This window comes from Novipirellula rosea (assembly GCF_039541335.1).
Classification (GTDB): domain Bacteria; phylum Planctomycetota; class Planctomycetia; order Pirellulales; family Pirellulaceae; genus Novipirellula; species Novipirellula rosea.
Genome location: NZ_BAABGA010000090.1, coordinates 57358 through 81681, shown reverse-complemented (window position 1 = coordinate 81681; position 24324 = coordinate 57358). Strand labels below are relative to the sequence as shown.

The 24324-nt window shown below is 54.5% G+C and carries 18 protein-coding genes; 9 read left to right on the top strand and 9 right to left on the bottom strand.

The window, feature by feature from the left end; translation table 11 throughout:
* Nucleotides 1-16 precede the first annotated feature (16 nt).
* From ABD971_RS28840 to ABD971_RS28825, 4 genes are all read left to right on the top strand, one after another.
* The gene (locus ABD971_RS28840; protein WP_345327186.1) at nucleotides 17-499 is read left to right on the top strand and encodes a hypothetical protein; all 483 of its coding nucleotides are present in this window, start codon (nucleotides 17-19) and stop codon (nucleotides 497-499) included.
* Between the two features lie 77 nt (nucleotides 500-576).
* Nucleotides 577-1224, top strand: coding sequence for a hypothetical protein (locus ABD971_RS28835; RefSeq protein WP_345327185.1), 648 nt, complete (start codon nucleotides 577-579; stop codon nucleotides 1222-1224).
* A gap of 170 nt (nucleotides 1225-1394) precedes the next feature.
* Nucleotides 1395-2339, top strand: coding sequence for a hypothetical protein (locus tag ABD971_RS28830; RefSeq protein WP_339940313.1), 945 nt, complete (start codon nucleotides 1395-1397; stop codon nucleotides 2337-2339).
* 51 nt (nucleotides 2340-2390) lie between these two features.
* Nucleotides 2391-5804: a protein kinase domain-containing protein gene (locus ABD971_RS28825; RefSeq protein ID WP_345327184.1), complete on the top strand. Its 3414-nt coding sequence runs from the start codon at nucleotides 2391-2393 to the stop codon at nucleotides 5802-5804.
* Nucleotides 5805-6018: 214 nt separating this feature from the next.
* Here ABD971_RS28825 and epsC read toward each other — a convergent pair whose 3' ends face one another.
* Nucleotides 6019-6987, bottom strand: coding sequence for a serine O-acetyltransferase EpsC (gene epsC, locus ABD971_RS28820; RefSeq protein WP_339940317.1), 969 nt, complete (start codon nucleotides 6985-6987; stop codon nucleotides 6019-6021).
* A 319-nt stretch (nucleotides 6988-7306) separates the two neighbouring features.
* Nucleotides 7307-7735: a hypothetical protein gene (locus ABD971_RS28815; protein ID WP_339940319.1), complete on the bottom strand. Its 429-nt coding sequence runs from the start codon at nucleotides 7733-7735 to the stop codon at nucleotides 7307-7309.
* Between the two features lie 621 nt (nucleotides 7736-8356).
* Here ABD971_RS28815 and ABD971_RS28810 point away from each other — a divergent pair.
* Entirely contained in the window at nucleotides 8357-8752 is a 396-nt protein-coding gene (locus tag ABD971_RS28810) for a hypothetical protein (RefSeq protein ID WP_339940321.1), read from the top strand.
* A gap of 22 nt (nucleotides 8753-8774) precedes the next feature.
* Here ABD971_RS28810 and ABD971_RS28805 read toward each other — a convergent pair whose 3' ends face one another.
* A complete protein-coding gene (locus tag ABD971_RS28805) occupies nucleotides 8775-11228 on the bottom strand; it encodes an efflux RND transporter permease subunit (RefSeq protein ID WP_345327183.1) in 2454 nt (817 codons plus the stop codon).
* A 331-nt stretch (nucleotides 11229-11559) separates the two neighbouring features.
* Here ABD971_RS28805 and ABD971_RS28800 point away from each other — a divergent pair, with 331 nt between their 5' ends.
* On the top strand, nucleotides 11560-12801 hold the full coding sequence (locus ABD971_RS28800; protein WP_339940560.1) for an NAD(P)/FAD-dependent oxidoreductase: 1242 nt from the start codon (nucleotides 11560-11562) through the stop codon (nucleotides 12799-12801).
* 201 nt (nucleotides 12802-13002) lie between these two features.
* Complete coding sequence (locus ABD971_RS28795; RefSeq protein ID WP_345327182.1) at nucleotides 13003-13428, top strand: hypothetical protein; 426 nt, start codon at nucleotides 13003-13005, stop codon at nucleotides 13426-13428.
* On the opposite strand, the gene ABD971_RS28790 is transcribed toward ABD971_RS28795, so the two are convergent.
* The 3 genes from ABD971_RS28790 to ABD971_RS28780 all read right to left on the bottom strand — a co-directional run bounded on the left by ABD971_RS28790 (nucleotide 13388) and on the right by ABD971_RS28780 (nucleotide 16999).
* On the bottom strand, nucleotides 13388-14794 hold the full coding sequence (locus ABD971_RS28790; protein WP_345327181.1) for a hypothetical protein: 1407 nt from the start codon (nucleotides 14792-14794) through the stop codon (nucleotides 13388-13390). The genes ABD971_RS28795 and ABD971_RS28790 overlap by 41 nt on opposite strands.
* A gap of 465 nt (nucleotides 14795-15259) precedes the next feature.
* Nucleotides 15260-16096, bottom strand: coding sequence for a hypothetical protein (locus ABD971_RS28785; RefSeq protein WP_345327180.1), 837 nt, complete (start codon nucleotides 16094-16096; stop codon nucleotides 15260-15262).
* A gap of 666 nt (nucleotides 16097-16762) precedes the next feature.
* Nucleotides 16763-16999, bottom strand: a complete 237-nt coding sequence (locus ABD971_RS28780; protein WP_345327209.1) for a hypothetical protein — start codon at nucleotides 16997-16999, stop codon at nucleotides 16763-16765.
* On the opposite strand from ABD971_RS28780, the gene ABD971_RS28775 reads away from it, so the two are divergent.
* Complete coding sequence (locus tag ABD971_RS28775) at nucleotides 16963-17559, top strand: efflux RND transporter permease subunit (protein ID WP_345327179.1); 597 nt, start codon at nucleotides 16963-16965, stop codon at nucleotides 17557-17559. The genes ABD971_RS28780 and ABD971_RS28775 overlap by 37 nt on opposite strands.
* Nucleotides 17560-17723: 164 nt before the next feature.
* On the opposite strand, the gene ABD971_RS28770 is transcribed toward ABD971_RS28775, so the two are convergent.
* Together ABD971_RS28770 and rnhA are read right to left on the bottom strand one after the other, a co-directional pair.
* The gene (locus ABD971_RS28770; protein WP_345327178.1) at nucleotides 17724-20357 is read right to left on the bottom strand and encodes a DNA gyrase subunit B; all 2634 of its coding nucleotides are present in this window, start codon (nucleotides 20355-20357) and stop codon (nucleotides 17724-17726) included.
* A gap of 212 nt (nucleotides 20358-20569) precedes the next feature.
* On the bottom strand, nucleotides 20570-21034 hold the full coding sequence (gene rnhA / locus ABD971_RS28765) for a ribonuclease HI (protein WP_345327177.1): 465 nt from the start codon (nucleotides 21032-21034) through the stop codon (nucleotides 20570-20572).
* A 277-nt stretch (nucleotides 21035-21311) separates the two neighbouring features.
* On the opposite strand from rnhA, the gene ABD971_RS28760 reads away from it, so the two are divergent.
* Nucleotides 21312-22094: a hypothetical protein gene (locus ABD971_RS28760; protein ID WP_345327176.1), complete on the top strand. Its 783-nt coding sequence runs from the start codon at nucleotides 21312-21314 to the stop codon at nucleotides 22092-22094.
* A 229-nt stretch (nucleotides 22095-22323) separates the two neighbouring features.
* Here ABD971_RS28760 and ABD971_RS28755 read toward each other — a convergent pair whose 3' ends face one another.
* Complete coding sequence (locus ABD971_RS28755) at nucleotides 22324-24177, bottom strand: sensor histidine kinase (RefSeq protein ID WP_345327175.1); 1854 nt, start codon at nucleotides 24175-24177, stop codon at nucleotides 22324-22326.
* Between the last annotated feature and the right edge of the window lie 147 nt (nucleotides 24178-24324).

Genomic DNA, 24324 nt, shown 5'->3' with positions numbered 1-24324 from the left:
AATTGCGAATGGAACCATGTCACGACTGATTGCGAATCTCGGTTTTGCGTTAATGATGACCGCGCTAACGATGAATCATGGGGGCGCGGATGAACCGGCGGCAAATGGACAACAGGCCTCCGAATCCGATAGCCGCGCCGAACGAATCTCAAACTACCTAACCGGAGCAAAATTTGTTGGCAAGTTCACGGTGGATGGCAAAGACGACACGCCGCCAAAGACCGAAGAGTACACGATTAGTAAGTGCGAAAAGCTAGGGGAGAAAGACCTCTATCGTCTGACCGCTCGGATCAAATACGGCGAAGTCGATAGTGAAATCCCGATGGACCTGCCGATCTTGTTCGCCGGCAACACTCCGGTGATCACGCTGAATTCATTAAGCCTTCCCGGCATGGGAACCTTTAGTGCTCGCGTTTTGATTCACGATGGACGCTACTCGGGAACTTGGCAACATGACAAGGTCGGCGGCCATCTGTTTGGCAAGATTGTCAAAGAGTGAACCCCATCGCCCGAGGCGAGCAGATTACAATCAGCTCTAAATCACCCTCCAACGCTCCTACCCCAAGAGTCCACACCATGCTTCGCTTCGTTGTCAGTTCTACGTTCACGTTGTTGTTGGTCGCCAGTGCGGTGGCTGAAAAGCCAAACAAACCTGTGTTCAGCGACGATTTTGAAAACGGCCACGATCGTTGGCAGATGCTTGATCCGGAGACCTGGAAACTTTCCACCCACGACGGTAACTCGACGATCGAGATCACCGAGCGGGGAAGCGCCTACAAACCGCCGGTTCGCAGCCCTGGCCATGTCGCGTTGATTCGTGACTTGGAATTGGGCAGCTTCGAGATTACCTTTCGCGTCCGCAGCACCAAAGACACTGGCAACCATCGCGATTGCTGTGTCTTTTTCAACTACCAAGACGACCAGCACTTTTATTACGTGCACTTGGGTGCTAAACCGGATCCCCACAGCGGGCAAATCATGATTGTCAACGAAGCCCCGCGTTTGGCGCTGACGAAAAACGAGTCACTGACTCCCTGGGATGACCAATGGCACAAGGTCCGAGTCACCCGCGATGTCGATTCGGGCAAGATCGACGTGTTCTTTGATGACATGAGCAAACCGCACATGTCGGTCACCGACAAAACCTTTGGCAAGGGGCAAATCGGCCTCGGTTCGTTTGATGACCTGAACGAATTCGACGATGTTGTCGTCCGCCGCCTGTAGGACTGAAATTCCTCCTATTCCGGATAAAACGCGGGATTGCAGCGATTTGGTCAAGGCCTCCGCGAGCGTGGTTTGTCGGTTTCCGCAAAAGCCACTATCCTTGATTGTAGAAGAACCAACGCTCCATCCCGCTCGGTCGGAATCACGGCTGCTATCAAGGCTAATTGAGAATGAATCGGATCCACCAATCGAAACTCGTTCGTCACGCGATCACGCTTGTCGTTTTACTATTTGCTTGTGTGTTGACGGGTGCCGCGACGCTATTTGCCCAGGTGGTGGCTGAGCCGCCCGCCGAGCAGAAAGCCAAGACAGATGCCGCCAAATCGGATGCGGCCTACATTCGGGTTGACCAGACGGACGAAGGAAAACCGCGGGCATTGCAGACCGCGATTGTCCGCTACGTTGGCAAACCCGACACGCCCTTCGCCGGCCGCGTGGTCGATTTGGTGGGCGTCGTCCACATTGGACAAAGCGAATATTATGCGGAATTGAGCAAGCGGTTGGCCAAATACGATACGGTGCTGTACGAATTGGTGGCTCCCGATGGCACCCGCTTTCGCCCCGAAGATCTCAAAAATCGCCAATCGATCTTGTCATCGATGCAGACGGGCATGAAAGACATGCTGGGGTTGGAATACCAGTTGGAAAAGATCGACTATATGTCCAAGAATTTTCGGCATGCGGACATGAGTCCCGAGGAATTTGTCGAAGACTTGAGCCGACGTGGCGACAGCATCTGGAAGATGGGCGCCCGCATGATGGGAGCTGGTTTGGCATCACAGGCCGCGTCGGGTGGCGAAGCGGGAATGTTGATGGCACTCTTCAGCGACGACCGCGCCATGCACTTGAAACAATTGATGTCGCGGCAAATGGTCGACATCGATTCGGTCACTGCCGGACTGGATGACGCCAACGGTGAAAACACCTTGATCAAAGGACGTAACGCCAAGGCCTTTGAAGTGCTCCGCGAAGAACTCGAAGCGGGCAAAAAGAAGATTGCAGTGTTCTATGGCGCCGGCCACCTTCCTGATATGGCTGAGCGAATGGAAAAAGATTTCCAAATGAAGCGGACAAAGACCACCTGGCTCGACGGTTGGGATTTGACACGCAATTAGCGATGAACGCAGGAAATACGGTGGGGCATGCGCAGTGAGTCAGAGCCATCTGTGAATGATTCGGTCGACATTCACAGATCACAAACCAATTCGTTTCATCAGCAATTGCATCACAACAAAGACGCTTCTTTCACGGGGCGTTTACTGTTGGATGAAACTCGGCTCAATGCGGTGCTTGAGCGATTCAGGAATGTTGGCGATTCGGTGGCAACCCAGTCGCTCGGCTCCGCTACACCGGATGATGACTTTGAAACGCCACTGCAGATTGGACGTTTCGCCATTCGCGGAATCTTGGGTGTCGGCGGATTTTCAACCGTCTATCGTGCTTATGACGAGATGTTGCAACGCGAGGTCGCGTTAAAATCATTTCGCCGAACCCGCAATGCGGAAACCGACGACGAGGATCCTCGGTTGTTCGAGGCACGCGCCGCAGCACGGTTGAACCACCCCTGCTTGGTTCCGCTGTACGAAGCGTTCCAAGATTCGCAATCGGTCTATCTCGTTTCCGAGTTCTGTGAGGGGCCGACGCTTGCCCAATGGTTGAAAAACCACGCTGGGCCGGTCGATCCGTCGGTGGTGGGAGACACGATTTTGCGTTTAGCCGATGCGATCGTGCATGTCCACGAACGCGGGCTGGTTCATCGTGACATCAAACCGCAAAATATTTTGCTGCAACCCAACGAAACGGGCGAGCGGCCCTCACGACTATCGCCGCGGTTAACCGACTTTGGGCTGGTTCGAGACCTTTTTTCCGATCCACAGATCGACTCGGATGACCGTATCGTTGGAACGCTTCACTACATGGCTCCCGAGCAGGTATTGTACAGCGAACAGACGCATGGTGAATCGTGCGATATTTTTTCGCTTGGCGTGCTGACCTATCGAATGCTGACGGGAATGCTGCCCCACCGCGGCAGAAACGCGGAAGAGGTGTTTGAATCGATTTGCTTCGCAAAACCCGTCGCTCCTCACATCGTTTCACCCGGCATTCCCAAGGATCTCGAAGCGATCTGCATGAAATGCCTCGCCAAGGATCCCGCACAGCGGTACGCCAGTGCGAGTGAATTGACGGCGGACCTGAACCGATGGCAGCAAGGATTGATGGTCCACGCTCGACCTCGTTCGCTTGTCGAACGAACGATCAACGCCGCTCGCAGGTCACCATTGGAAACGGGCTTGTTGGCCACCGTGTTTCTGTTGATTGCTGGCGGTGCCATGGTTCTGGCCAGCAGCAATCGTCGTCTCGCCGACAAACAAAAATCGTTGCAGCTCGCGCTAGCCAACATTCAAATCCGGAAAGAAATCGCAATCCATCAGGAACGTCAAACGCGTGTGCAACGAGACCTAGCAAAGGAGCACGAGCGGACTGCGATTCAAACGGCCTACCATTCCGATTTGCGATACGCCTATTCGTCGTTGGCGAGCAAGAGTCCGGCCAAGGCGATTCAGATTGCCGAGTCGATCGAGCGATTTGCTGCAGGGGTGATTCCCATCGGCGATGATTTGCGGCTGTTGAAATCCCAGGCGAGCAAAGGTTGGTTTTCTTTGGCTCCGCATACCACTCAGATCCGCGACGTACTGATTTTGAAGCAAAGCGATCGCGGGCTTGTCGTCAGCGAAGATGGAACCATCCGGATTCATCGCCTCGACAATGCAGAGCTGTCGCAAGAATTTGTGCTTCCCGATGACACGCGTGTCTATTCGGTGGCGGTCACTGCCGACGAAACCTTGATGGCAGTGGGCAAACAGATTGCCGAAGACGGGCAATGGCTAGAAACACGCAACGAGGTTGAGTTCATTTCGCTGGACGGTTCCTCGTTTCCGGCACCGTTGACCGATTTTCCCACCACCATCCAATCGCTTGCCTTCAGTCCCGACAACACTCGCATCGCGGTCGGTTGCCGCTACGAACCGATTCAGATTTTCTCGGTACATCCGAAGGAGACGGCATCGACGAACGTCCCCGTTGTCTCGATTGACGCACCTCGGCGAAACCACGACATCACCTTTTCACCAAACGGCAAACAATTGCTGACGTTGAAACAGCAAAACATGCCGCAGCTGGTTAACGTCGATACCCCATCGATCACCGAGGAATTCGATTTGGAAGAACTGGTTTATCGAATGGCTTTGTCCGAAGATGGACGCTATCTCGTCTGCACCTTCTCGCATGCTGACTATTTGCATTTGTTTGATTTGGAATCGCCAAATCGAAAAATCCGACTCGAACAGCCGATCGGCAACCCCAATTGCGTGGCCATCTCGGACCAGGGGGATCAAGTCGTCGCCGGCTTTCACAACGGAACGATCGTCACGTGGGACTTGAATACGACCATCGCAAATGCGGCCGACGAAACCGCGGACCATCCAAGCGTGCTGGATCCAACCGGTATCAAGGTTCTACACACCGGCACCGTGACCGAGATCTCGATCGATGACCGCGGTCACATTCTTAGCGGCGGTGAAGACGGGTCCGTTGCGATTAGCCCGTCTCACGCGATCGTGGCCCCTTCGATTGCCACGGCTCAACATTCAACCGATGCAGCGCTGACGCACGACGGAAAAACCGCACTGCTGGCGTGTGCCAATTCAAAGGTCCTCTGGATTGATACGAAAACCTTGCAAATCAATCAGGTGCAAACTCCCCGCCTCGGAGAGTTACCGACGCAAATCAAAGTCTCACCGAACGATCATTGGGTCAGCGTGGGATACGACAACGGCAACGCTCAGCTGGTCAATCTGTTGAAACCGACGGTCTCGTACTCAATCATGTGTCCGGAATGCGAGACAGATGGACAAAGACTCGTCCAGGTCGACTTTGGCTTTGACGGCAATCAGATGCTCGTCTCTTCCGACCGTGGCTACGCGATCAAATTGTGCCAATTGCCGCCATTATCAAGCGAGCCCGAACACGCCGGTAACGAACTGGTGACGGTCGGCCAACTACGACTACCGGTGGACCATCGTGCCAGTCTGCTGCATCGGACGAATCATTGTTTGTTGTTTGGCGAATACATCGGAGAATATCGATTCGATGAAGGTGACGGAAACGTGGTCACACGCGGAGTGAACCAATTCCGTGCAGCATGCACCGATCATGCCAGGAAGAGAATTTTTTCGGCGGCGTTTGATGGCCGAATTCGGCTGCACGATTGGCAAGGCCATATCTTGAAAACCGGCAACCGTTGGGAATCCGGTGACAACGGACGGCGGCGGTGGCCGGAAATGACGGCGATCACGATCACGCCCGATCGCGAAAGCTTGTTGACCGGTGGCCATGATGGATCGATCGCCATTTGGAACTCGCGGGATTTGCGGTTTATCGGCACGCTGATCCCCGCAAACAACCTCGGCCCCATCACGAATATCGCCTTCGCGGACGATTCCCGGCTGTGGATGTACCATCAGCGAATGGACGATCCTGACCAGCCGCAGACGGGACTGAAAATCGAGTGGATTCAGTAGAACGTCTTGCGGGGACCGCAGTGCCGATATCCGCTGACATCTTAGACAAATCGAGGAATTGTTAGGAAATAACTTCGCGGTCCGCACCTGCGGTCTTATGTCGAAGTGATTTCCGAACCATTCCTAAACTTGATCGAAGAACCGGCTTGAAACCGAGAACGAGCGATCCATCCCCGATGCGGTCGTTGCGGTTGTAGCGGTTCCTCACTCGCTTCTAAATCTGAAAATTCAGCTCGTCGACAAGTGCATCGTTTTGCCCACTGCGAACTCGCAGTTGCGGTTTTTCGAGTACCACGGTGGTTTGGGGGCCCACGCTCTTGGTGATCCAAACGCTGGAACCGATCACGCTGTCTTTGCCGATCGTCGTCTTGCCGCCCAAGATCGTTGCGTTGGCGTACACGACCACGCCATCTTCGATCGTGGGATGACGCTTCGTTCCGCGAATCAAATGACCATCGTCATCGGTCTTGAAACTGAGTGCGCCAAGGGTGACCCCTTGATACAGCTTCACACCGCGACCGATCACACATGTTTCCCCGATGACAACGCCGGTACCGTGGTCGATAAAGAAATGATCGCCAATCGTTGCACCGGGGTGAATATCGATTCCTGTTTGCTTGTGCGCCCATTCCGTCATCATGCGAGGGATAAACGGAACATGCAGCTTGACCAATTGATGGGCAATTCGGTAGACCGTAATCGCCTCGAAACCGGGATAGCAAAAAACCACTTCGTCGCTGGTTTGGCACGCCGGGTCGCCATCGTATGCCGCTTGGACATCCGTCGCGAGAATCCGACGCAGTTCCGGGATTCGCTTTAACAGCTCGATCGCCATCGCTTGCCCTTTGGCTTCGAAGTCGATGTCGCTTTCGCAATCCATGTGATTCTTTTGCACACGGTGCTCGTGTCGCAGCGCCCGGGCAATCTGAGTCGTTAATTGGTCATGCAGCGAATCAATCAAGCTGCCAACATGATAGCGAACGTTCCCTGCGTGCAGTCCCGTTTTACGACGGTAACCTGGGTAGAGAACATCCTTCAAATCCAGCAAAATCTCGACCACTGCGGTGTAACTTGGCAGCGGGCAATGACCGAGATGATTGATCGCATCGTCGGGCGTATAGGTCGCAACAATCTGCTCGGTTAATTCAGGCAGCTGCTCTTTCAAGCGAAAGTCGGACGACACGGTACTTCCCTCAATTCAGATGACCAAACCAAAATCACACCTCAATGTTTCTGCAAGGCGTGGTTACGAATCACAATTACAATCGTAACCACATTCCCAGCGAGCGTCTGCCTGGTGAACCGTGGCATCGCCCTCTCTATGCTTTCTGGCAACCGCACCTAGCTTTCTGGCAACCGTAGTCCGCCTGCTGGTAACCGTAGTCAGCCTGCTGGTAACAGAACCTGGTCGTCGGCGACGGTGCTTCGGCCGCTGAAATTGGGGGCATTGCGCCCCCAGGGTCTCAAACGAACCGGCGCCGATTTCGCCCGATAAATCGGTTTTAGCGACCGATCGTCGGTGGGTTATCCAACAAGAAATCACGAGGCCCGTGATGGCTGTAATAGGGATAGCCGACCTGGCCGGTCGGAGGCCCTGGGTTGACCGGTTGGGCTTGGATCTGTGCCCCCGCACCGTGGCCGAATAGCCCCGGTTGCAAGTGCGAACTGTAATCCAATCCACCTTGTTGCCAGCCGAGAGGGCCGGCAACGCAGCCGGTGCGGCCGCCGCAGTTGCCGCCACACGATTGGCAACCGCTATGTTTCGCGCCAATCCGGCCTAGTAAGCCCGTGCCGCCAGTCGAGCCACATTGGCCCGAGTTGCAGCTTGGATTGCCACAGCCGTGACTGCCGCCACGAACGTTGTGATGCAAGCACCCTGTCGTGCTTAACAATAAACCTGCAAGAGAACCAATCAATAGCCAACGATTCATCGCCGAATCCTTCCGCGAATACGCCACATGCTTGTAGCGAGAGTGCTGTGGTGTTTTATGTAGGGGTCGCCCCAGCCAAATCCGCTCTTTCAAACGAATTTCTCGAGCACGACGTCATATCACTACTGTCATTCGGCCTTTGCCGGTTAAGCCATACACATAATCGCTGCGACCCGAGCAAAGCGAATGAATCGACCATGACAAAGACTTCGTAAACCTCCCAAATTGTTGCTAGCGATATGGAAATTAGGTTTGCCGCATCGCCAATCGGTTCGAATACGCTGGCTTCCGTCCAAGTTTTCAGCTTCCCACCGCAAGCCGTCCGGTCGGCTTCGAACGCTTTACTCGCCGCAACCGGACAGACCCCGCGCCGTGCCGCTACCAAAGTAGACGGCATTAGGTGGCAATCGGGCGAGGCTCCATGCCGGGAACGCTAGCAAAGTAGCGGGCATGTTCTGCCGAACAGTCCATTTTTCTCGGCTTGCAAACCCGCAGCCAACTTTGGTAGTCCCGAGTGTGTACGAACGCACAACACGAACGCGCGACACGTTCGCTTGGCAATGGCCCGCGGCATTAGGGGGCACGCCCTCACTCGACTGGACAGAAAAGGAATCGATCGTCATGACACGACCAACATGGACCAAGCTTGCATGGATCATTGGCTTGTTCTGCGGAATGCAAACCATCGTAACGCAAACGGCGACGGCTCAGGTCACGGTGCCTCGCGTGTTGTCCGCAACGACCGATCGAAGTGCGACGCTTGAGGAACAATTGGTCAACCGGCTGCGAGCCACGAGCGAAGACCAGCGTGCCTACCTACGTTTCGTCGTGCTGCAAGTCAAAGAAGAGAAACTCGATCTCAGACTGGTCGTCGCGGTGGAGCGTTATGCGCTGCGTCGCCGCCCTGATTTTCCGTTTCCGTTCTTCGAGCGCGCGATGAAAGTCCAGGCGGCCAAATATGGTGTCGTGATGCCACCGGTAAAATCATTCGCCTCGACGATTGCGGTCCAGCGATAGCCTGATCGGCGAAACCGCTAATTCATTTATTTTGAGTCGACCGCGTTTGCCGTGTTCGTCGACGCCGCGGCAACCGCCGCACATCGAATGGTTTGCGGCGACGCGGTTCGTCCGATCCAATCGCCGCTTTCGGGTCGGCTCCGACTGACCGTGCCAACCAGCGTCCCAGAACGCTGGACATCAACGATGGCAATAACAGCAGGTCGCCCACCAGCGCCGCCATCAGCAATCCCATCATCAACACCGCAAATTGGCTGGTCGGCACAAAATCGCTGAACCAATACGCCATCAGCGACAATCCGCAAACGAGCGTTGTTTGCAACATCGCCCAACCGCACTGCGACAACGCTCCAAAGACAGCACGAATCTGGCCCAGCCCGCGGGCTCGACGTGAACCATAGCGGCTGACCAAGTGGATCGTATCGTCGACTGCAATTCCCAGCGCCACACTTGCCGTCATTACGGACCCAATGTCCAAGGGTGTACGAATCAACCCCATGCACCCGAACAAGGCGATCGTGGGAAACAGATTGGGAAGCATCGCGATCAAACCGCCGAGCAAACTTCGCAGCAAGAACATCATCACGATCGCAACGACACCAAACGCGGCCATGAAGCTGCGGAACAAGTCGCGGAGCAGCACTTCCTGAGCTTTCTGAACGATCGCGACATGCCCCGTTAACGTGACGGTCGCATCCAATTCGCTATCGGCAATGGCGGCATCGACCGCGTGGCGAATATGCGTGATCATCGCTCCGTGATCGACATCTTCATTCTGAGGCAAGCGGATGCTGATCCGCCACACCTCTGCGTTATCGTCACGCGAAATGAACCCCAATTTCCCAATTGACGACTCGGGGTCACGAATCAATGAACGCACCACACTGCGGCTGGCGGTCGCCGACAAACTGGCCCCACTCTGAACTGGCGGAATAAACGACAACGGCGACAACACGCCATCGACCGATTCCTGTTGGAGCGCCGTCTTGTGTACCTGTTTGACCAAATCCAATCGCTGCAGCGGGTCATCGTCTTCGGTCATCGGTGGAAACGAGACTAACAGTTCGCCCGTTACCGTCGGTCCAATATTCTCTTCGAACCATTCATATTGAACTCGAATGTCACTGCGAGGCAAAAACATTCGTGGGACATTGACCGAGGTTTCAAGGTTTCGAAGCCCGAAGCCAAACCCGATCGTGATCACGACAAAGCTGATGATGACCGGCCACGGACGCGCCAATCGCTTACGAATCCTGCGCCGCACGCGACCGCGAATCCGGCTGAGCCAAGTGTCTTTGGGCTCGGCCTCGGGCGATGGCATACGAGGATCGGTCAGCACCATTGCCCCGGGCAGCACCAATAACAACATCAGCAGCGTGCCCAAGACTCCCATCGATGCAATCGCACCGAAAATGCGGATCGGTTCGATCCGTACCAACACCAGTGACCCCAGTCCGACCACCGTGGTTCCGGTTGCCAACAAACAGGGAGACATTCCCGCTCGCATCGCCCGCCGCGCCGCTCCGGTGCGATTGAGTTCCGGATGTTCGTGCGATGCATCCAAGTAATAATTACTGAGATGGATTCCCGCCGACACGGTCAACACGAACACCAACGGCGGCAATACGATCAGCACGGCGTTTAGCGGAGTGCCCAGATAGTAGACCGCCGCCAACACCATCCCTTCACCGATCACGGCGACCAACGTGATCACGGCAGTCAAAGGGATCGACCGCAGAGCGATAAAACACAAAATCGCGGCAAACACTGCCGAGGGTGGTGCAAAATAACGAACCGATCGGACACTCGCCTCATCCACCGTCGCTCCGTCAAACGGACCGCCGACCATCGCGACCGCGTCGACCGGAACGTCGACTTGCCGCGCCACCATTTCGCGAATCACTGGCAACACATGACGTCGTGCGACCAGTGCCGATTCATCCATCGATACGATCATGCACGTTTGCTCGCCGTCGTCACCGACCATCGATCCATGCAAACGGGCAACCGCAACACGGCGAGGCAAATTCGCCGGCGACGCCATCATCTTGTCGAGCATGTTCGATCCGCTGCGACACCATTTCAGCGGATGTGTGTCACCACAAATTGCTTGTACCTCGGCAATCTTCTCGAGCGCCCAATCGGGCAGCGGCTCGCGAGCCTCGTCCAGCAGATCATTCGGCTGCTGGCACAGCGGATCCAATAACGCTACTGCATTCTGCAGCGATTCGGACCCCAGATCGGATCCGTCCCAGCCCATCAGAATGACGTCGGCGGCGGAAAAGCGATGCGTAAACTCGTTGAACTCGGCCTTTTCTGGCAGCGAATCTGGCACCCAGTCTGGGGGACGATTCAAAATGCTCTCGATTGCCGCGTGCGAATGCAAAATCGCCGGAATCGCCAACACCAACAGCAAACCGACACCGATCGCCAGTCGCCGCAGATAACGACGTCGACGGTAATCGATTTCAGCCATGGATGGGCTCCTGCTGCGAAACGGTGATCACTTGCCGAACGTGGCATGCGATATAACTCACTGCTGTTGTTATAACCACCGAAATACGAATTTTGCAGCCACACTGCTTACGTCTAACCAAAGAAGCTTGCCGCGATGGTTAGAATACGACGGCAAGGAAAACTGTGCCGAGCACGATAACGCTACGCTGTGAAGCATTTTTTCCTTTGGATTTGTGCATGTTGTCCGACAAGCACGGTGGCGGACCGATCGACGAAGCCAGCATTCTTAATGCTCGACAGCAGAATCACCCTATTGTTTATTGTTTTGAAACACGAGAAAAAGAAAAATGATGAAGTCAAGTTACGATTGCGTCGTGATTGGTGGTGGACCTGGGGGGTGTACAGCTGCCGCTATCGTGGCCCAGTCGGGGCATTCCACGCTGCTGATCGAACGCGAAGCATTTCCTCGTTTCCACGTTGGGGAATCGCTGATGCCGGAATCGTATTGGCCACTTGAACGACTCGGTTTGATTGAGCGGATGAAAGACGCCCGCTTTCAAGTCAAAAAGAGCGTGCAATTTGTGAGCCATCATGGCAACGAATCAGCCCCCTTCTTTTTTCGCCAACACGACATGCGAGATTGCAGCGATACATGGCAAGTCGAGCGCAGCGAATTCGACAAGATGTTGTTCGACCGCGCCGAAGAACTCGGCGCCGACTGCTATGACCAAACCCGTTTGATCGACGTCCGCTTTGACGAAATGCAAAAGATCATCGGCGTGCGAGTGCGTGACCGAGACGGCAATGAACGCGAGATAGATTGTCCGGTCGTGATTGATGCCACTGGGCAACAGTCCTTCATTGCCAACAAATTGAAATTAAAGGAGGTCAATCCGGACCTCCGCAAAGTCGCGATTTGGTCATACTATCGCGACGCGGTCCGAGACGAAGGTGACAACGGTGGGGCCACCATCATCCTGAATACCGAATCCAAAGAATCGTGGTTCTGGTTCATTCCGTTGTCACGAGGAATCACCAGCATCGGTTGCGTCGGCGATACGGACTATATGCTCAAAGGCCGGGCCAAACCCGAAGAGGTCTTTTACGAGGAACTTCAGCGTTGTCCTGGACTGAAACCTCGCTTGCAAAACGCGACGCGACTCGGGGACATTCGTGTTGCCAAAGAATTTTCATACATGACCAAACAACACGCGGGCGATGGCTGGGTATTGGTCGGCGATGCTCTCGGATTTATCGATCCCGTCTACTCCTCGGGCGTCTACTTTGCACTGGAGATGGGCGTGCGGGCGGGCGACGCGGTCGTCGAAGGATTCAAGAAAAACGACCTCAGCGCCGCACAGCTCGGCGGCTGGACCGAGCCATTCCTCGAAGGGGTCCAGTGGCTGCGGAAATTGGTGACCGCGTTCTATACCAAAGAATTCAGCATCGGCCGGTTTATGAAAGAGTATCCTGAACACCGCGGCCGCGTGACCGACTTGCTGATCGGCCGCATTTTTGACGAGAGTGCCGAGCAATTGTTCAAAGACATGGACACTTCGATCGAAAAAGCCAAGATGGAAGCGGCGATGTAGCCAGTAGCTCGCCACCGACGGATTTTGGTCGCCATGTTTTTTCCCGCATGACGTCAGTCCATCGGGTTCGGTGATTGATTCAGGATATCCCTCTGAGGCTCCCGAACAGACAATTGGGCGGTTGGCCTTTGGCGATGATGGACGCCCGACTTTCCATGCATGTGTAAACCGCTAGAATGTTGAACATGCAAGGGAGAACAAATGACGAACTTCGTTGATCTAGTGTATTTTTTACGTGCCCCCAAGTATCCCGTCATTATCGACATTGATGGTGTGCTTCTCGCTGCAAAGTCAGTGAAGCCACTCTACAAAAAGCTCTCTCAGCTCGACATCGTCGAAAAACAACACTACGACGCAATTGATCGTACGGGTGAACCTTGGACCTTCCATGTGATGCAGGGCAGAGGCATTCTCTCGCCGTTCACTTTCAAAAACCAACCAACGAAACTGAAAATCATTCGCTGGTTTAACAATCGTAAAAACAAACCCGCCAACGAAGTCAAATACTCCGAGAAATCATTAAGTTCAAAAAAACGCGATCTCATTATCGCTGAAATCGCAGACCGTCTACTCGAGGCCGAGAAACTTACTTCGCAGCGTCGTGTAGCGTCGCCGCCCGGGGATTGATCTCCCTCAGCACATCGGTCCACTGGGTTCGGTGATTCTCTAGCGGATCGAGGAAGCCGTTTTCGTTACGGGGCGCGTCGCCTCGTTCGGACGCATCCCACTGCTCGATGTAGCCGCAGTGATGCCAGCCGATGTAGTAGGGCGTTGACATCATGCCGCGAAGCATCTCTTCGTAAAGACGCGTGACGTCTTCGAGCGACTTCGCGCCGGTACGGTATCCCTTCACGCCCCACTGCTGCTGGTTGGGCCCGGCGAGACCAAAGCAACCATCGCCGTTGAAGATCGGTTTTCCGGTTGCTTCGTAAATCATGTCGGTCAGCTTCTTGTCATTTTCCCACGGTCCATATGCCTGCACGCAGACGACATCGACATGCTTTTTGATCGCGGGCAGCATGAAATCATAATGCCACATCACCATATTTTTGTCGCCGAGAATCAAATGGTTCGGGTCATGTTTGCGAATCAGTCGTTCGTGCAGTGAATACCACTGTTCCGCAATGATCGGCATGAACGACAGCATGTCCTTTTTCGCGGCGTCGACATCGGTGGGGTGGGTCCAGTCCATTTGCCGAGCCATCTCGTTCCATGAGATTCCGTACGTCGGGCTGATCGGCATGCCCCACGCCTTGGCTGCCGCTTCGGCGTTTGGATAACGCTGCTTCAAATGTTCTAACCATCGCCATTTGCCCGGCGAGGATTCACCAAGTGGCAGAATCGCATTGATCCATGGATAGATCATCGTCGTATTGTTCTGCTCCATCTGCTCGCCCCGCCCCATCACCCAACTGGGGACATCGGTGTACAGATAGCCGATTAGGTTGCGTTGATCCTTGTGGAGCTGCGTTACTTGCTTGACTCGCTCAGCGACAAAATTTTCAAAATCCGCGGAAAACACATCCGGCCTTGGCCCGCGACCGTGCCGTTCTTGCCATCCTGCCAACGGAGCGGTATCGAGCGAGGCGATGTAGTAAATCTGTTCTTGATAAAGTTTTGGGTCAATCGCAGGATGAGTGTGTTTGCCAAACGTGTTGAAACCAAGCTCACGCGTGGTTTTGACCTGAGCGTTAATCCACTTCTTGGCCGCATCACCGCTGGTGTTAAAGTGACCATCCGGTCCGACCAGATCGCTGCCGTACTTTTTTAGCGTTGCCGACTTGTTGTACGGAGCGAGCCAGAGGTGTGGCTCGATATGGTTCACGCCAATGCTGACGAATTTTTCGCCATCCGCGTTGATGAACCACCAAACACCGTCGATCTGTTCCACTCGAACGTAACCGGTTGCGCGGTCAGCGTCCGTTGCATGGCAAGGGGCGACGGCAAGCAGGGTTGTCACGGCCACCAACAGGCCGAATCGTATTGTTCGCATTTGAAGCTTCTTGTTTTTGAAAGATATTCGTGAGCCGACGGCGTTAGCCGTGGGCCTTTAAGTGTAAATGCTTTACGGAGCAGTGGACCGCTGAAACGTTGGACTTGTCGTGATTTAAATTGCGTTGGTTTTCTGCCACCTCTCCACCAACTTTGTTGGGGGAGAGGTCCAGCGGAGCCTTCAGCGACGCTGGGGTGAGGGGGCTGACCGAGCAACTCGCTTACCAACGAGAACCTTGGTTACAATGGAACTGCTCAGGAAATAGCGCGGTCGCCCCCTCACCCGAGCAACGCCTTGAAGGGCGTGCTCGACCTCTCCCCCGACTTCGTCGGGGGAGAGGTAACTGCGATGAAGAGAACATAAAAAATCCCACCCAATATCCGATGACATCAGCAGATTTCGCTGGAATTCCAACTCGGCCAAATTCAATGGTTCTTGCTCGGACAAACTGGAAGCCTATCCCCCTTAGCGGCCGCGGCGGACACTGTACTGTTTCCACTTGTCGAACAATTCGGTGTGCGGCCTTTTCAGCTCCTCGGGCGATGCGGGCTCGGTTGCATGTTCGTAGACCGATTGATTCAGCTGAGTGACATCCTCAATCAATTTCGTTCGCGGCTGTCCATTGAGCGAATAGAAACCGTTTTGATTGTTCTTCTCTAATGTGTCGCCGCCTTGATCGTACATGCATGCGCAATACGTTACGCCCACGACTTGCGGGTCTTTAAAGTGCCGCATCAAGTTGGCTCGATAAATCTCGCCGCGCGCGTTGTGTGAGACCAACCCCGCGTGCAGGCTGCCGGTTTTTCCGGGATAATGAAACCCAAAGTACTCGTCAGACAGGATGATCGGCAAATTGGTTGCATCCGCAATCTCGTTCACCGAAATGAACTCGTTCACATGCTGCGGCGCGATCATGTCCACATAAGGAGCCACTTTCTTCCACGAATCAATCGACAACGCCCATTCCTTGATGAACGAACCGAAGATCAAGTGGTTCGCGTCCCAGCGACGAATCGAATCGTGACCGATCTGGTACAGCGTCACGCACATGTGCGACACGATCGCTTCAAAATCCGCGAGTTTCTGTTCGTCTAACGACTTACCAACACGAGGATAGTTGCGGCGTTCGTATTCCTTTTCGTAGGTCAGATCGAACGTGGACTTCAGTTCCGTCATGTCCTTCAGCGACGTTCCATAGACCGCATTGAACTTCTTGACGTCGCCCGCGTAACGCTTGATTAGCAAGTCCGACAACGCCTCGCGACCGGGGCTGCCCGCTGGCAACGAAAAGTGATGGTTCACCCACTGGTCGGATCGACAGGAAGGACAGAATGGATCGATTTGCTTAGGTGGTACCGAGATCGATGGGACAGAGCGGCTTCTTTAAAATCTTTCTGTCGCACCAATCTTTCTGTCCGCTCATGCGGCATGAGCGAGCTTGCACGCTGGAACAAGACAGACTCAGAATCGATGGAACAATGTGGTGTACGCGGACGAAAGGTCGACAGAAAAATTGGTGCGACAGAAACATGAGACTGCCATCGCGATTCGACATAGAACACGATTGCTGGCGTTGTCTCCATTTTTCAATCTAACATCTTTTAACCTTTTCACTGCAGCTCAGGTGCGTTGCACTCTGGCCGCAACACCTGCCGTCGCTTCGCGACTCTGTGCACTGGGATGCGTCCTCTTCCATGGACTCACGTCCATGGCTACTGCCTGTCGTCACGTTGTGACTATTCACTTGCGACAACTCTAAACCGTTGGCTCACGCCAACGGTAGGTCATGTTTCGGCCTCCGGCCTATTTGCTTGCCAGTTAAATCAGCAGTCTCCTTCGCCAGCGGAGAGGTGACCGCAGCTATGCTTGGTTTTCCCGATCAACGGACTCACGTTCGCTGCGATTGCACGTACCAATCTCGAGAAAGAAAAAAGCTACGCGGATTTCGGCGTAAGAACCGCGGGTCCTTCATCGTGGTGGGTTGCCGATGCAGTACAGGTTGTCTCCGCTGCGCAAGAAGAAATTGCCTTGCGAAACCGCGATCGATGCCATCGTTTTACCGTCCAGCTTGTTGGTGGCGATCCGCTTGAATTCCGCCCCAGGCTCAAGCACCGTGGTGACGCCTTCTTCGGAGGTGATATAGATTCGGCCGTCCGCTAGCAGTGGCCATGCAGGCTGTGGAAATCGACATCTTCGTTCTTCCACACTCGTTTGCCGTCGAAGTCGGCCGCGACAACCGTTCCGTCGTAGAATGCGGCGTAGACCCGTTTGCCGTCGGATACGCCATCTTGAGTTTCCAGTTTGAAAGCTGGTTGGAACCGTTGATCGTGATGGCGGCGATTCCAATGTCATTGATCGGAATGATCTTTGGACACATGTGGATGGGGATGGAGATTTCCATGCCCAGTTTGGTGGGATTCGTTTCACTCGCGGGGATTGTGGTCAATGACTCGATTCTGCTGGGGCTGTTTTTGAAGAAGGAACGCTCCAAAAGCAAACCGAGTTACGACTCTGCTCGCAGCGCAAGCCGTCTGCGTTTTCGCGCGACCATGTTGACCAGTATCACCACGATGGCGGGGCTGTTGCCGTTGACGCTCGAGAAAAGCACGCAAGCCCAGGTGTTGATTCCGACCGCGGTTTCGATTGTGTTTGGGCTGCTGAGTTCAACGATCCTGGTTTTGATCGTCATCCCCTGCGTCTACGTCGCAGCAAGCGGCGTCGGACTGATCCGACCGGACGATCACGAATCGAGTTCGATAACCTAACCCATCAAACGTAGTGGACGAGGCTACGAGTCCCCAAGCTTGCCGCCCACCCCCAGGACTCGTTGCCTCGTCCACTACCGGGGCTTCGCTGATCGAGGACTCGCCTTGAGATGCAGACGCGTTCTGATCTCCAGAAACGCGTGATCAATTCCAACTGACGTGATTTACACGTCCAGATTTCGCACGTCCAGCGCGTGCTTTTCGATGAATTCGCGGCGAGGCTCGACCTTTTCGCCCATCAGCAGGCGGAACATTTCGTCCGCGGCACCGACGTCGGTCATGTTCACCTTGACAAGCGTTCGGTTCACAGGATCGAGGGTTGTTTCGCGGAGCTCCTCCGCGTTCATTTCACCCAGTCCTTTAAAGCGAGTCACTTGCAACCCTTTTTCACCCGCCGCCCGCACTTCGGGAAGCAGTTCGCGAAGATCCTCAAGCGGACGCCGGACATCTTCACCGCGAACCAATTCGAACCTCGCTGTGGTTGATCCCGTTCGTTCGATCGGGATCAAGTCTTCTAACGTGAACTGCAATGGCACAAGGTCCTTCAGTCCGCTGTTGATCGTTCGCACTTCATGAAGCTCGGCCAAGTGGGCGAAGACTTCGGGCGCCGCTGGCTCGGCCGTCTTGTCTCCCGCTTCGTCCGACGTCAGCTTAAGCTCGTCTTCGTCGACCTCTTCGTTATCAAGACGCCATCCACGCTCGTTCAGCATCGTCTCGACGTCTTCTTGGTTATGGAACCAATGCTCTTCGTTTTCGTGCGTCAACAATAGCGCCGGCAATCGGCCCGTCACAGGGTCTTGGCGAACCGCGTGAATCCGCAGACTGAACCCGCGACGTTCAAGTGCCAAAATCGCATCTTCCATCGAGGCTAGCGTAATACACAGCTGACGCATCGTTTCGCCTTCGGCGCGGCGTCCGTCTTCGGCTTCGAAATAGGTGTCGTTCAAACCACGTTCAAGCAATTGAGACTTCATCTCTTCTTCGCTCTGAATGTAGTAACGCGACTTGCCGTGCTGGACGCGGAACAATGGCGGCTGGGCCACATAGACGTGCCCCGCAGCAACCAATTGATACATCTGACGGTAGAAAAAACACAGCAGCAGCGTGCGAATGTGACTACCGTCAACGTCAGCATCGGTCATGATGATGACTTTGTTGTAACGACGTTTGGTCAAGTCTTGATCGGCACCAATTCCAGTGCCAATCGCTTGAATCATCGACTGGACTTCTTCATTGGCCAGCACTTTGTCTTCGCGGCTCTTGTAAGCATTGATGATCTTACCGCGAAGCGGCAGGATGGCTTGATAATGCCGCATTCGGCCACCCTCGGCCGAACCACCTGCCGAGTCACCTTCCACCAAGTACACTTCGCACTCTTCCATCTTTTTACTGATGCAATCGCGAAGTTTTCCGGGCAATCCGCCGCCGCCGAGCGCGTCTTTACGTTTTCGCAGCAAGTCTTTTGCCTTGCGAGCCGCCTCGCGTGCTTCCGCAGCGAGCAAGCCTTTTCGCACGATCGTCTTAGCAACCCGTGGGTTCTCTTCAAAGTACTTGGCTAACTGTTCGCCCACGCCCGCATTGACGATGCTTTCCACATCACTGTTGCCCAGCTTGGTTTTCGTTTGCCCTTCGAACTGCGGATGCGGGACGCGAACGCTAATCACCGCGGTGATCCCTTCGCGGAAATCGTCACCGCCAGGAACTGCGGATCCTTTGAATAGATTTTCTTTCTTGCCGTAATTGTTCAACGTCCGCGTCAACGCCGACCGGAACCCCGAAACATGGGTCCCACCTTCGATCGTATGAATATTGTTGACATAAGATTGGACGTTCTCGGTGTACTCGGCGCTGTACTGCATTGCGATATCGAACTGAGTTCCGTCCTTATCGCCTTGCAACTGGATCACATCACTGTGCAACACGTCGCTGGCACGATTGAGATGCTCGACAAACTCGACGATCCCGCGCTCGTACTTGAAATCGCCTCCTTCGCCATTGCGTTCATCATGGAATTTGATGTGCACGCCGCTATTGAGGAACGCCAATTCCTGCAGCCGTTTGAAAAGCGTATCGAAGCTGTACTTCGTCACACTAAAAATCTGATTATCGGCTTTGAACGTCGTCTTCGTTCCGGCGCGTTTGGTCACACGGCCTTTGACGACCGGCCCGGTGGGAACACCACGCTCGTACTCTTGAGTCCAAGTGAAACCATCGCGGCTGACTTCAACTTCGGCCCATTGGCTTAGAAAGTTGACAACGGTCACCCCGACGCCATGCAGACCACCGGAGGTTTGATAGGCGCCCTTTTCAAACTTGCCACCAAACTTCAGCACCGTCATCACGCCCTCGAGCGTACTGACTTCGCGGTCGAGTTCCTCGGAAAGCTGGTCGTGACGCGTGACAGGAATCCCTCGTCCGTCATCTTCGACCGTGACGCTACCGTCGGTATGCACGGTGACCGACACGGAATTCGCGAATCCCGCCATCGCTTCGTCGATCGAGTTGTCGACGACTTCGTAGACCAAGTGATGCAATCCTCGCGTCGAGGTGTCACCGATGTACATCCCGGGACGCTCGCGGACATGTTCGAGGTCCGAAAGGTGCTGCAAATCTTTGTCGGTATATTCCGAGTTTGCTTTGGGGGCCGTGGAGACTTGGATGGAGGCAACTTGCTGTGCGGGAGCATCGCCCGTGACCGCCGCAGCGTCATTCACTGCAGCTGTTTCGGGGGTTGCGTTTGCGTCAGCCGCAGGAGTTGCGTCGTCGGATGTGGGTTCCGATTGGGAGTCGTCGCTCATGAAAAGCCTGTATCGAGAACACTCGGGGAGTAGCCGAAAAAAGTTAATCGCTATGCGACGTATTCTAACGTTTTTCTCGACGTTCCGCGATGCCTCCTTGGCATCCCCAAACAGGGCGTTTTTACGGTGTTTTAGCGGCTTTCAAAACGACTCCGCCGTTTCACCACAAACCCGGGGCGAAACCCCAGTCTTAAGCTCCCGACGAAACGATTTTATCGGGCTGATCTCGGAAGGTATTTTTGGTACGCCTGGACCGCCAACTTGTCGCAGCGCTCGTTCTCGAGATGACCGGCGTGCCCTTTGACATGATTGAAAATGATCTTGTGCTTCTGCATCAATTGATCGAGCTCACGCCACAATTCTTCGTTTTTGATCGGCACCAATTTCGATCCGTCTTTGCGTTTCCATCCACGACTCTTCCAGCCCTTCATCCAACTGGTCATCCCCTGGCCCACATAGGTGCTGTCGGCATGCAGCGTGACCTCGCACGGTTCCTTTAACGATTCGAGTCCGCGAATCACCGCCATCAATTCCATCCGATTGTTGGTCGATTCCGGTTCCCCATCGCTGCGTTCAAGTTCTTTGTCCGTTTTGCTGCATCGCAAAATGAACGCCCAACCGCCTGGCCCCGGATTCCCACTGCATGCACCATCAGTGAACAGATCGACTTTTTTCATTCCAACTTTCCTCATTCCCTTGAAAAATCATTCTCAGCAGAAAATCACTCTCGGCAGAGACGACTCACCAGGCCCCCGCCAACCCAACTGTCTAGTGAAAAGGTGTGCCAGCCACGTGAAAACGGTTGAAACCAGATCGATTTGAACAGCGAACACGATACATTAACAAATGCATAGCCGATCGAACATCGACCGCATCGTCGTCTAGTGGCGGCAAACGGATTGGCCAAGGGTTGCTGGCCAACACACGCTAAACGGGGGGAAGAGGGAGCGAACCATGGTGTTACACTACCACTTACAACATTGCCACTTTCAACACTGCTACTTACAACATTGCAGACCCCAATCAAAACCACGTCCTCGATATCGCCCGTCACTGCGGCTCGCGACAAGTCTGGCCGCGATCACGCTCGCGATGATCGCGCTAGATCGCTCTGCGGTGGTCGCACAAATGATCAACACCGCGGCGCCGTTCCAGCAGATCGGGACGAACTCATTTGAAAACAATCAATTCGGATTCTCGCTGCAGGGACCGAACTTCTTTGCCAATATCAATCCCGGCAACAATCCGGCGCCGTTTGCTCCCGAAGCGGTCAACTCAGGGGTTTCAGGCAATTTACGACAAAATTTCGGCAACGGCGTCTCGGGCAACCTGCGTTTCAATTTTGCTCAAGGAAGCAGCCAAACTCTCTCGAGCACGACGCCGTCGGTGACCACGATGAATGGGGTTCCCGGGTCGATCGTTTCGCAAACCGTGACCCCATTTGTGACAGGCGTCACCCCAGTGGTCGGATCTTACCCCGTGCTCGCCAATCCTGCGCAGATCAGCCAGCAATTGATTCAGCAACAATTATGGTCGGTCCAGCAATCCAATGCCCAGCTTCGCATCGAACAGCTCAACGAATCGATCGAGCGGGCCGAGCGGGCGGCGTCGCAAGGCAAAGCAAAGATGGCACGCGCGAACTACTTGAACGCGATCCGAATGGCCCCCGAACCGCTGCGATCGTCGCTGAAACAACGCATGGCGGCGGTGTTGAAACAAGCCCGCAGCCGAGATTGAACGCAGCCGACAATAAGTGGGTCGATAGTTGAAGAAGAGGTTCACTTCGCGGCTTTTGAAGTTGCGTCCGTCGATCCCACATTCAACCCAATTGCGTGATCTGACCAACTGGAAAACTCAACTTCAAAACTTGCGACTGCACGCATTTGGCCGAGAGTGACGCCGAAAGTCTTGGCGACTTTCGCTACGTCATGGTTTGCTTGATCTGGCTGTGGCCCACGTTGACTTTTCAAGTCGAGGGGCGTGATGCGGTCAAGCTGCTTGCCGCGTCTTGCAGTGCCGCGGGCACCGCGGCCTGCGATGGGATCGAGATCGGCGAAACGGTCGCTAACCGCCATGGCAGCGTGACCCAGAAACGGCTGCCGCGTCCCAACTCGCTTTCAAAATCGACTTCACCCCCAAGCAGCTTTGCCAACTCTTTGACAATCGACAACCCGAGTCCGGTCCCTGCAAACTCGCGAGTCAAACCTTCGTCATTGAGTACCTTTTGACTCTGACGAAATTTTTGGAAAATGATGGGCTGATCTTCCTCGGCGATCCCCACTCCGGTGTCACTGACAGACAACCGGAAGCGACCGTTTTTGGCGTCCTCGATGTGAACGGTGATCATGCCCCCTTCGGGTGTAAACTTGATCGCGTTGCTGAGCAAGTTATTCAGAATTTGCCCGAGTTTGTTTTGATCTTGGTAGGCTTTGGGAAGGTCCTCGGGAATCTCGACGGTCAACGAAATGTTCTTTTCTTCGGACAACGAGTGGATCATATCACACTGCGCCGACACCAATCGCGACAAATCAAATTCGGCGCGACGCACCTCCATCTTGCCCGCTTCGACCTTGGCTAAATCCAAAATATCGTTGATCATTTCCAGCAATAAACGCCCGCTTTTACGGATATTTCCCGCATATCGCCGCTGTTTATCGTTCAGCGAATCGATCCCCTGCAGCACTTCAGAAAAGCCAATGATGCTGTTCAGCGGCGTTCGTAATTCGTGGCTCATGTTGGCCAAAAAGTCGCTCTTCAGCCGGTTTGCTTCGTAGAGCTGAAGGTTCAATTGCGCAAACTGATCCACCCGAGCATCCAATTCGCGGTTGACTTCTTGGATTTTGTCTTGCGTCTCGGTCAAGTGACGAAGCATTCGGTTAAACGCGTCGGCCAATTCACGGAACTCGTCTTCGGTATCGATCGTGGCGCGTTGGTTGGTGTCACCATGAGTAATCGCATCGCTGACATCACGCAGGTGATACAGCGGCTGCAAAACCAAGTAACGCACGATGGCGTGCAAGACAAACAACGTGACAGCGATAATCAACATCGCCAAAGCGATCACGATCGCGCGAATCCAAGTCGTTTGTTCGTGCGTTTCCTGATACGGCATACTGACGCGGAACACGCGAAACGGATATTGCGATGCGAGCTTGGTTGGATCTTCGTCGGGCGATGTCGAAATCGCGCCCCCGGTGGGACTGTGACACGACAACACGCACGTCGGTTTAAAGAAAACGGGCGAGTAATAGATGTAACGATCGTCGACCGGACCGTCCTCGGCAAACACCGTGGTGCCAAGTAAGCCGATCCGGCTCATCGCTTCGTTTTCGCCCAGATCGAGCGGCCGCTCGACATCAGGCCGGTCCTCGGCGATCTGGCGGCTGAGCCATTCGCGATACTGAGGCTGCAGACTTTTCAGTCGCGCTAGCTCCATCGCTCCGAGCGGCGTGTTGGCGGAGGGCAACTCGATTCGCGGCAAATTGTCATAGGTCGCCGAATCCTGTAACGCCAGAATCTGGAAGTCAATTTTGGCGTTCAGCAGCTCGGATCGCAGTCCCCCGAGCAATTCCTTTTCGCGGTTCACCACGTCTTCGGGCAATGCCGAGGACCACTGCGCATCGCTGTGGATCATCATCAGTTCCGCCGCCGCATAGTCGCGAGCCCGTTGGCGGGTCGTGTTGGTGACCAGACTTTTGGCCAGCAATTGGACGACGAAAAAAGCAGCGCACATCAAGACGAGCAGCGCCGAACCAAAAAAGAGCAGACATTTCCGCTCAAGGCTCATCGATGCAAAAACGCTCTTGATGAAGCGAAACATGAAAATCCGAGGCAATCGTAAACGAGAAAAATGACAAAGCGGCATGCACGTGGATGCAATCGACAAAAATGACTGGCACGCCAGCGGCCTCCGACCATCGACAAGCTGTGTGGTGCACGGCTGGCGACCCTCGGTGTTCGTTGTCCA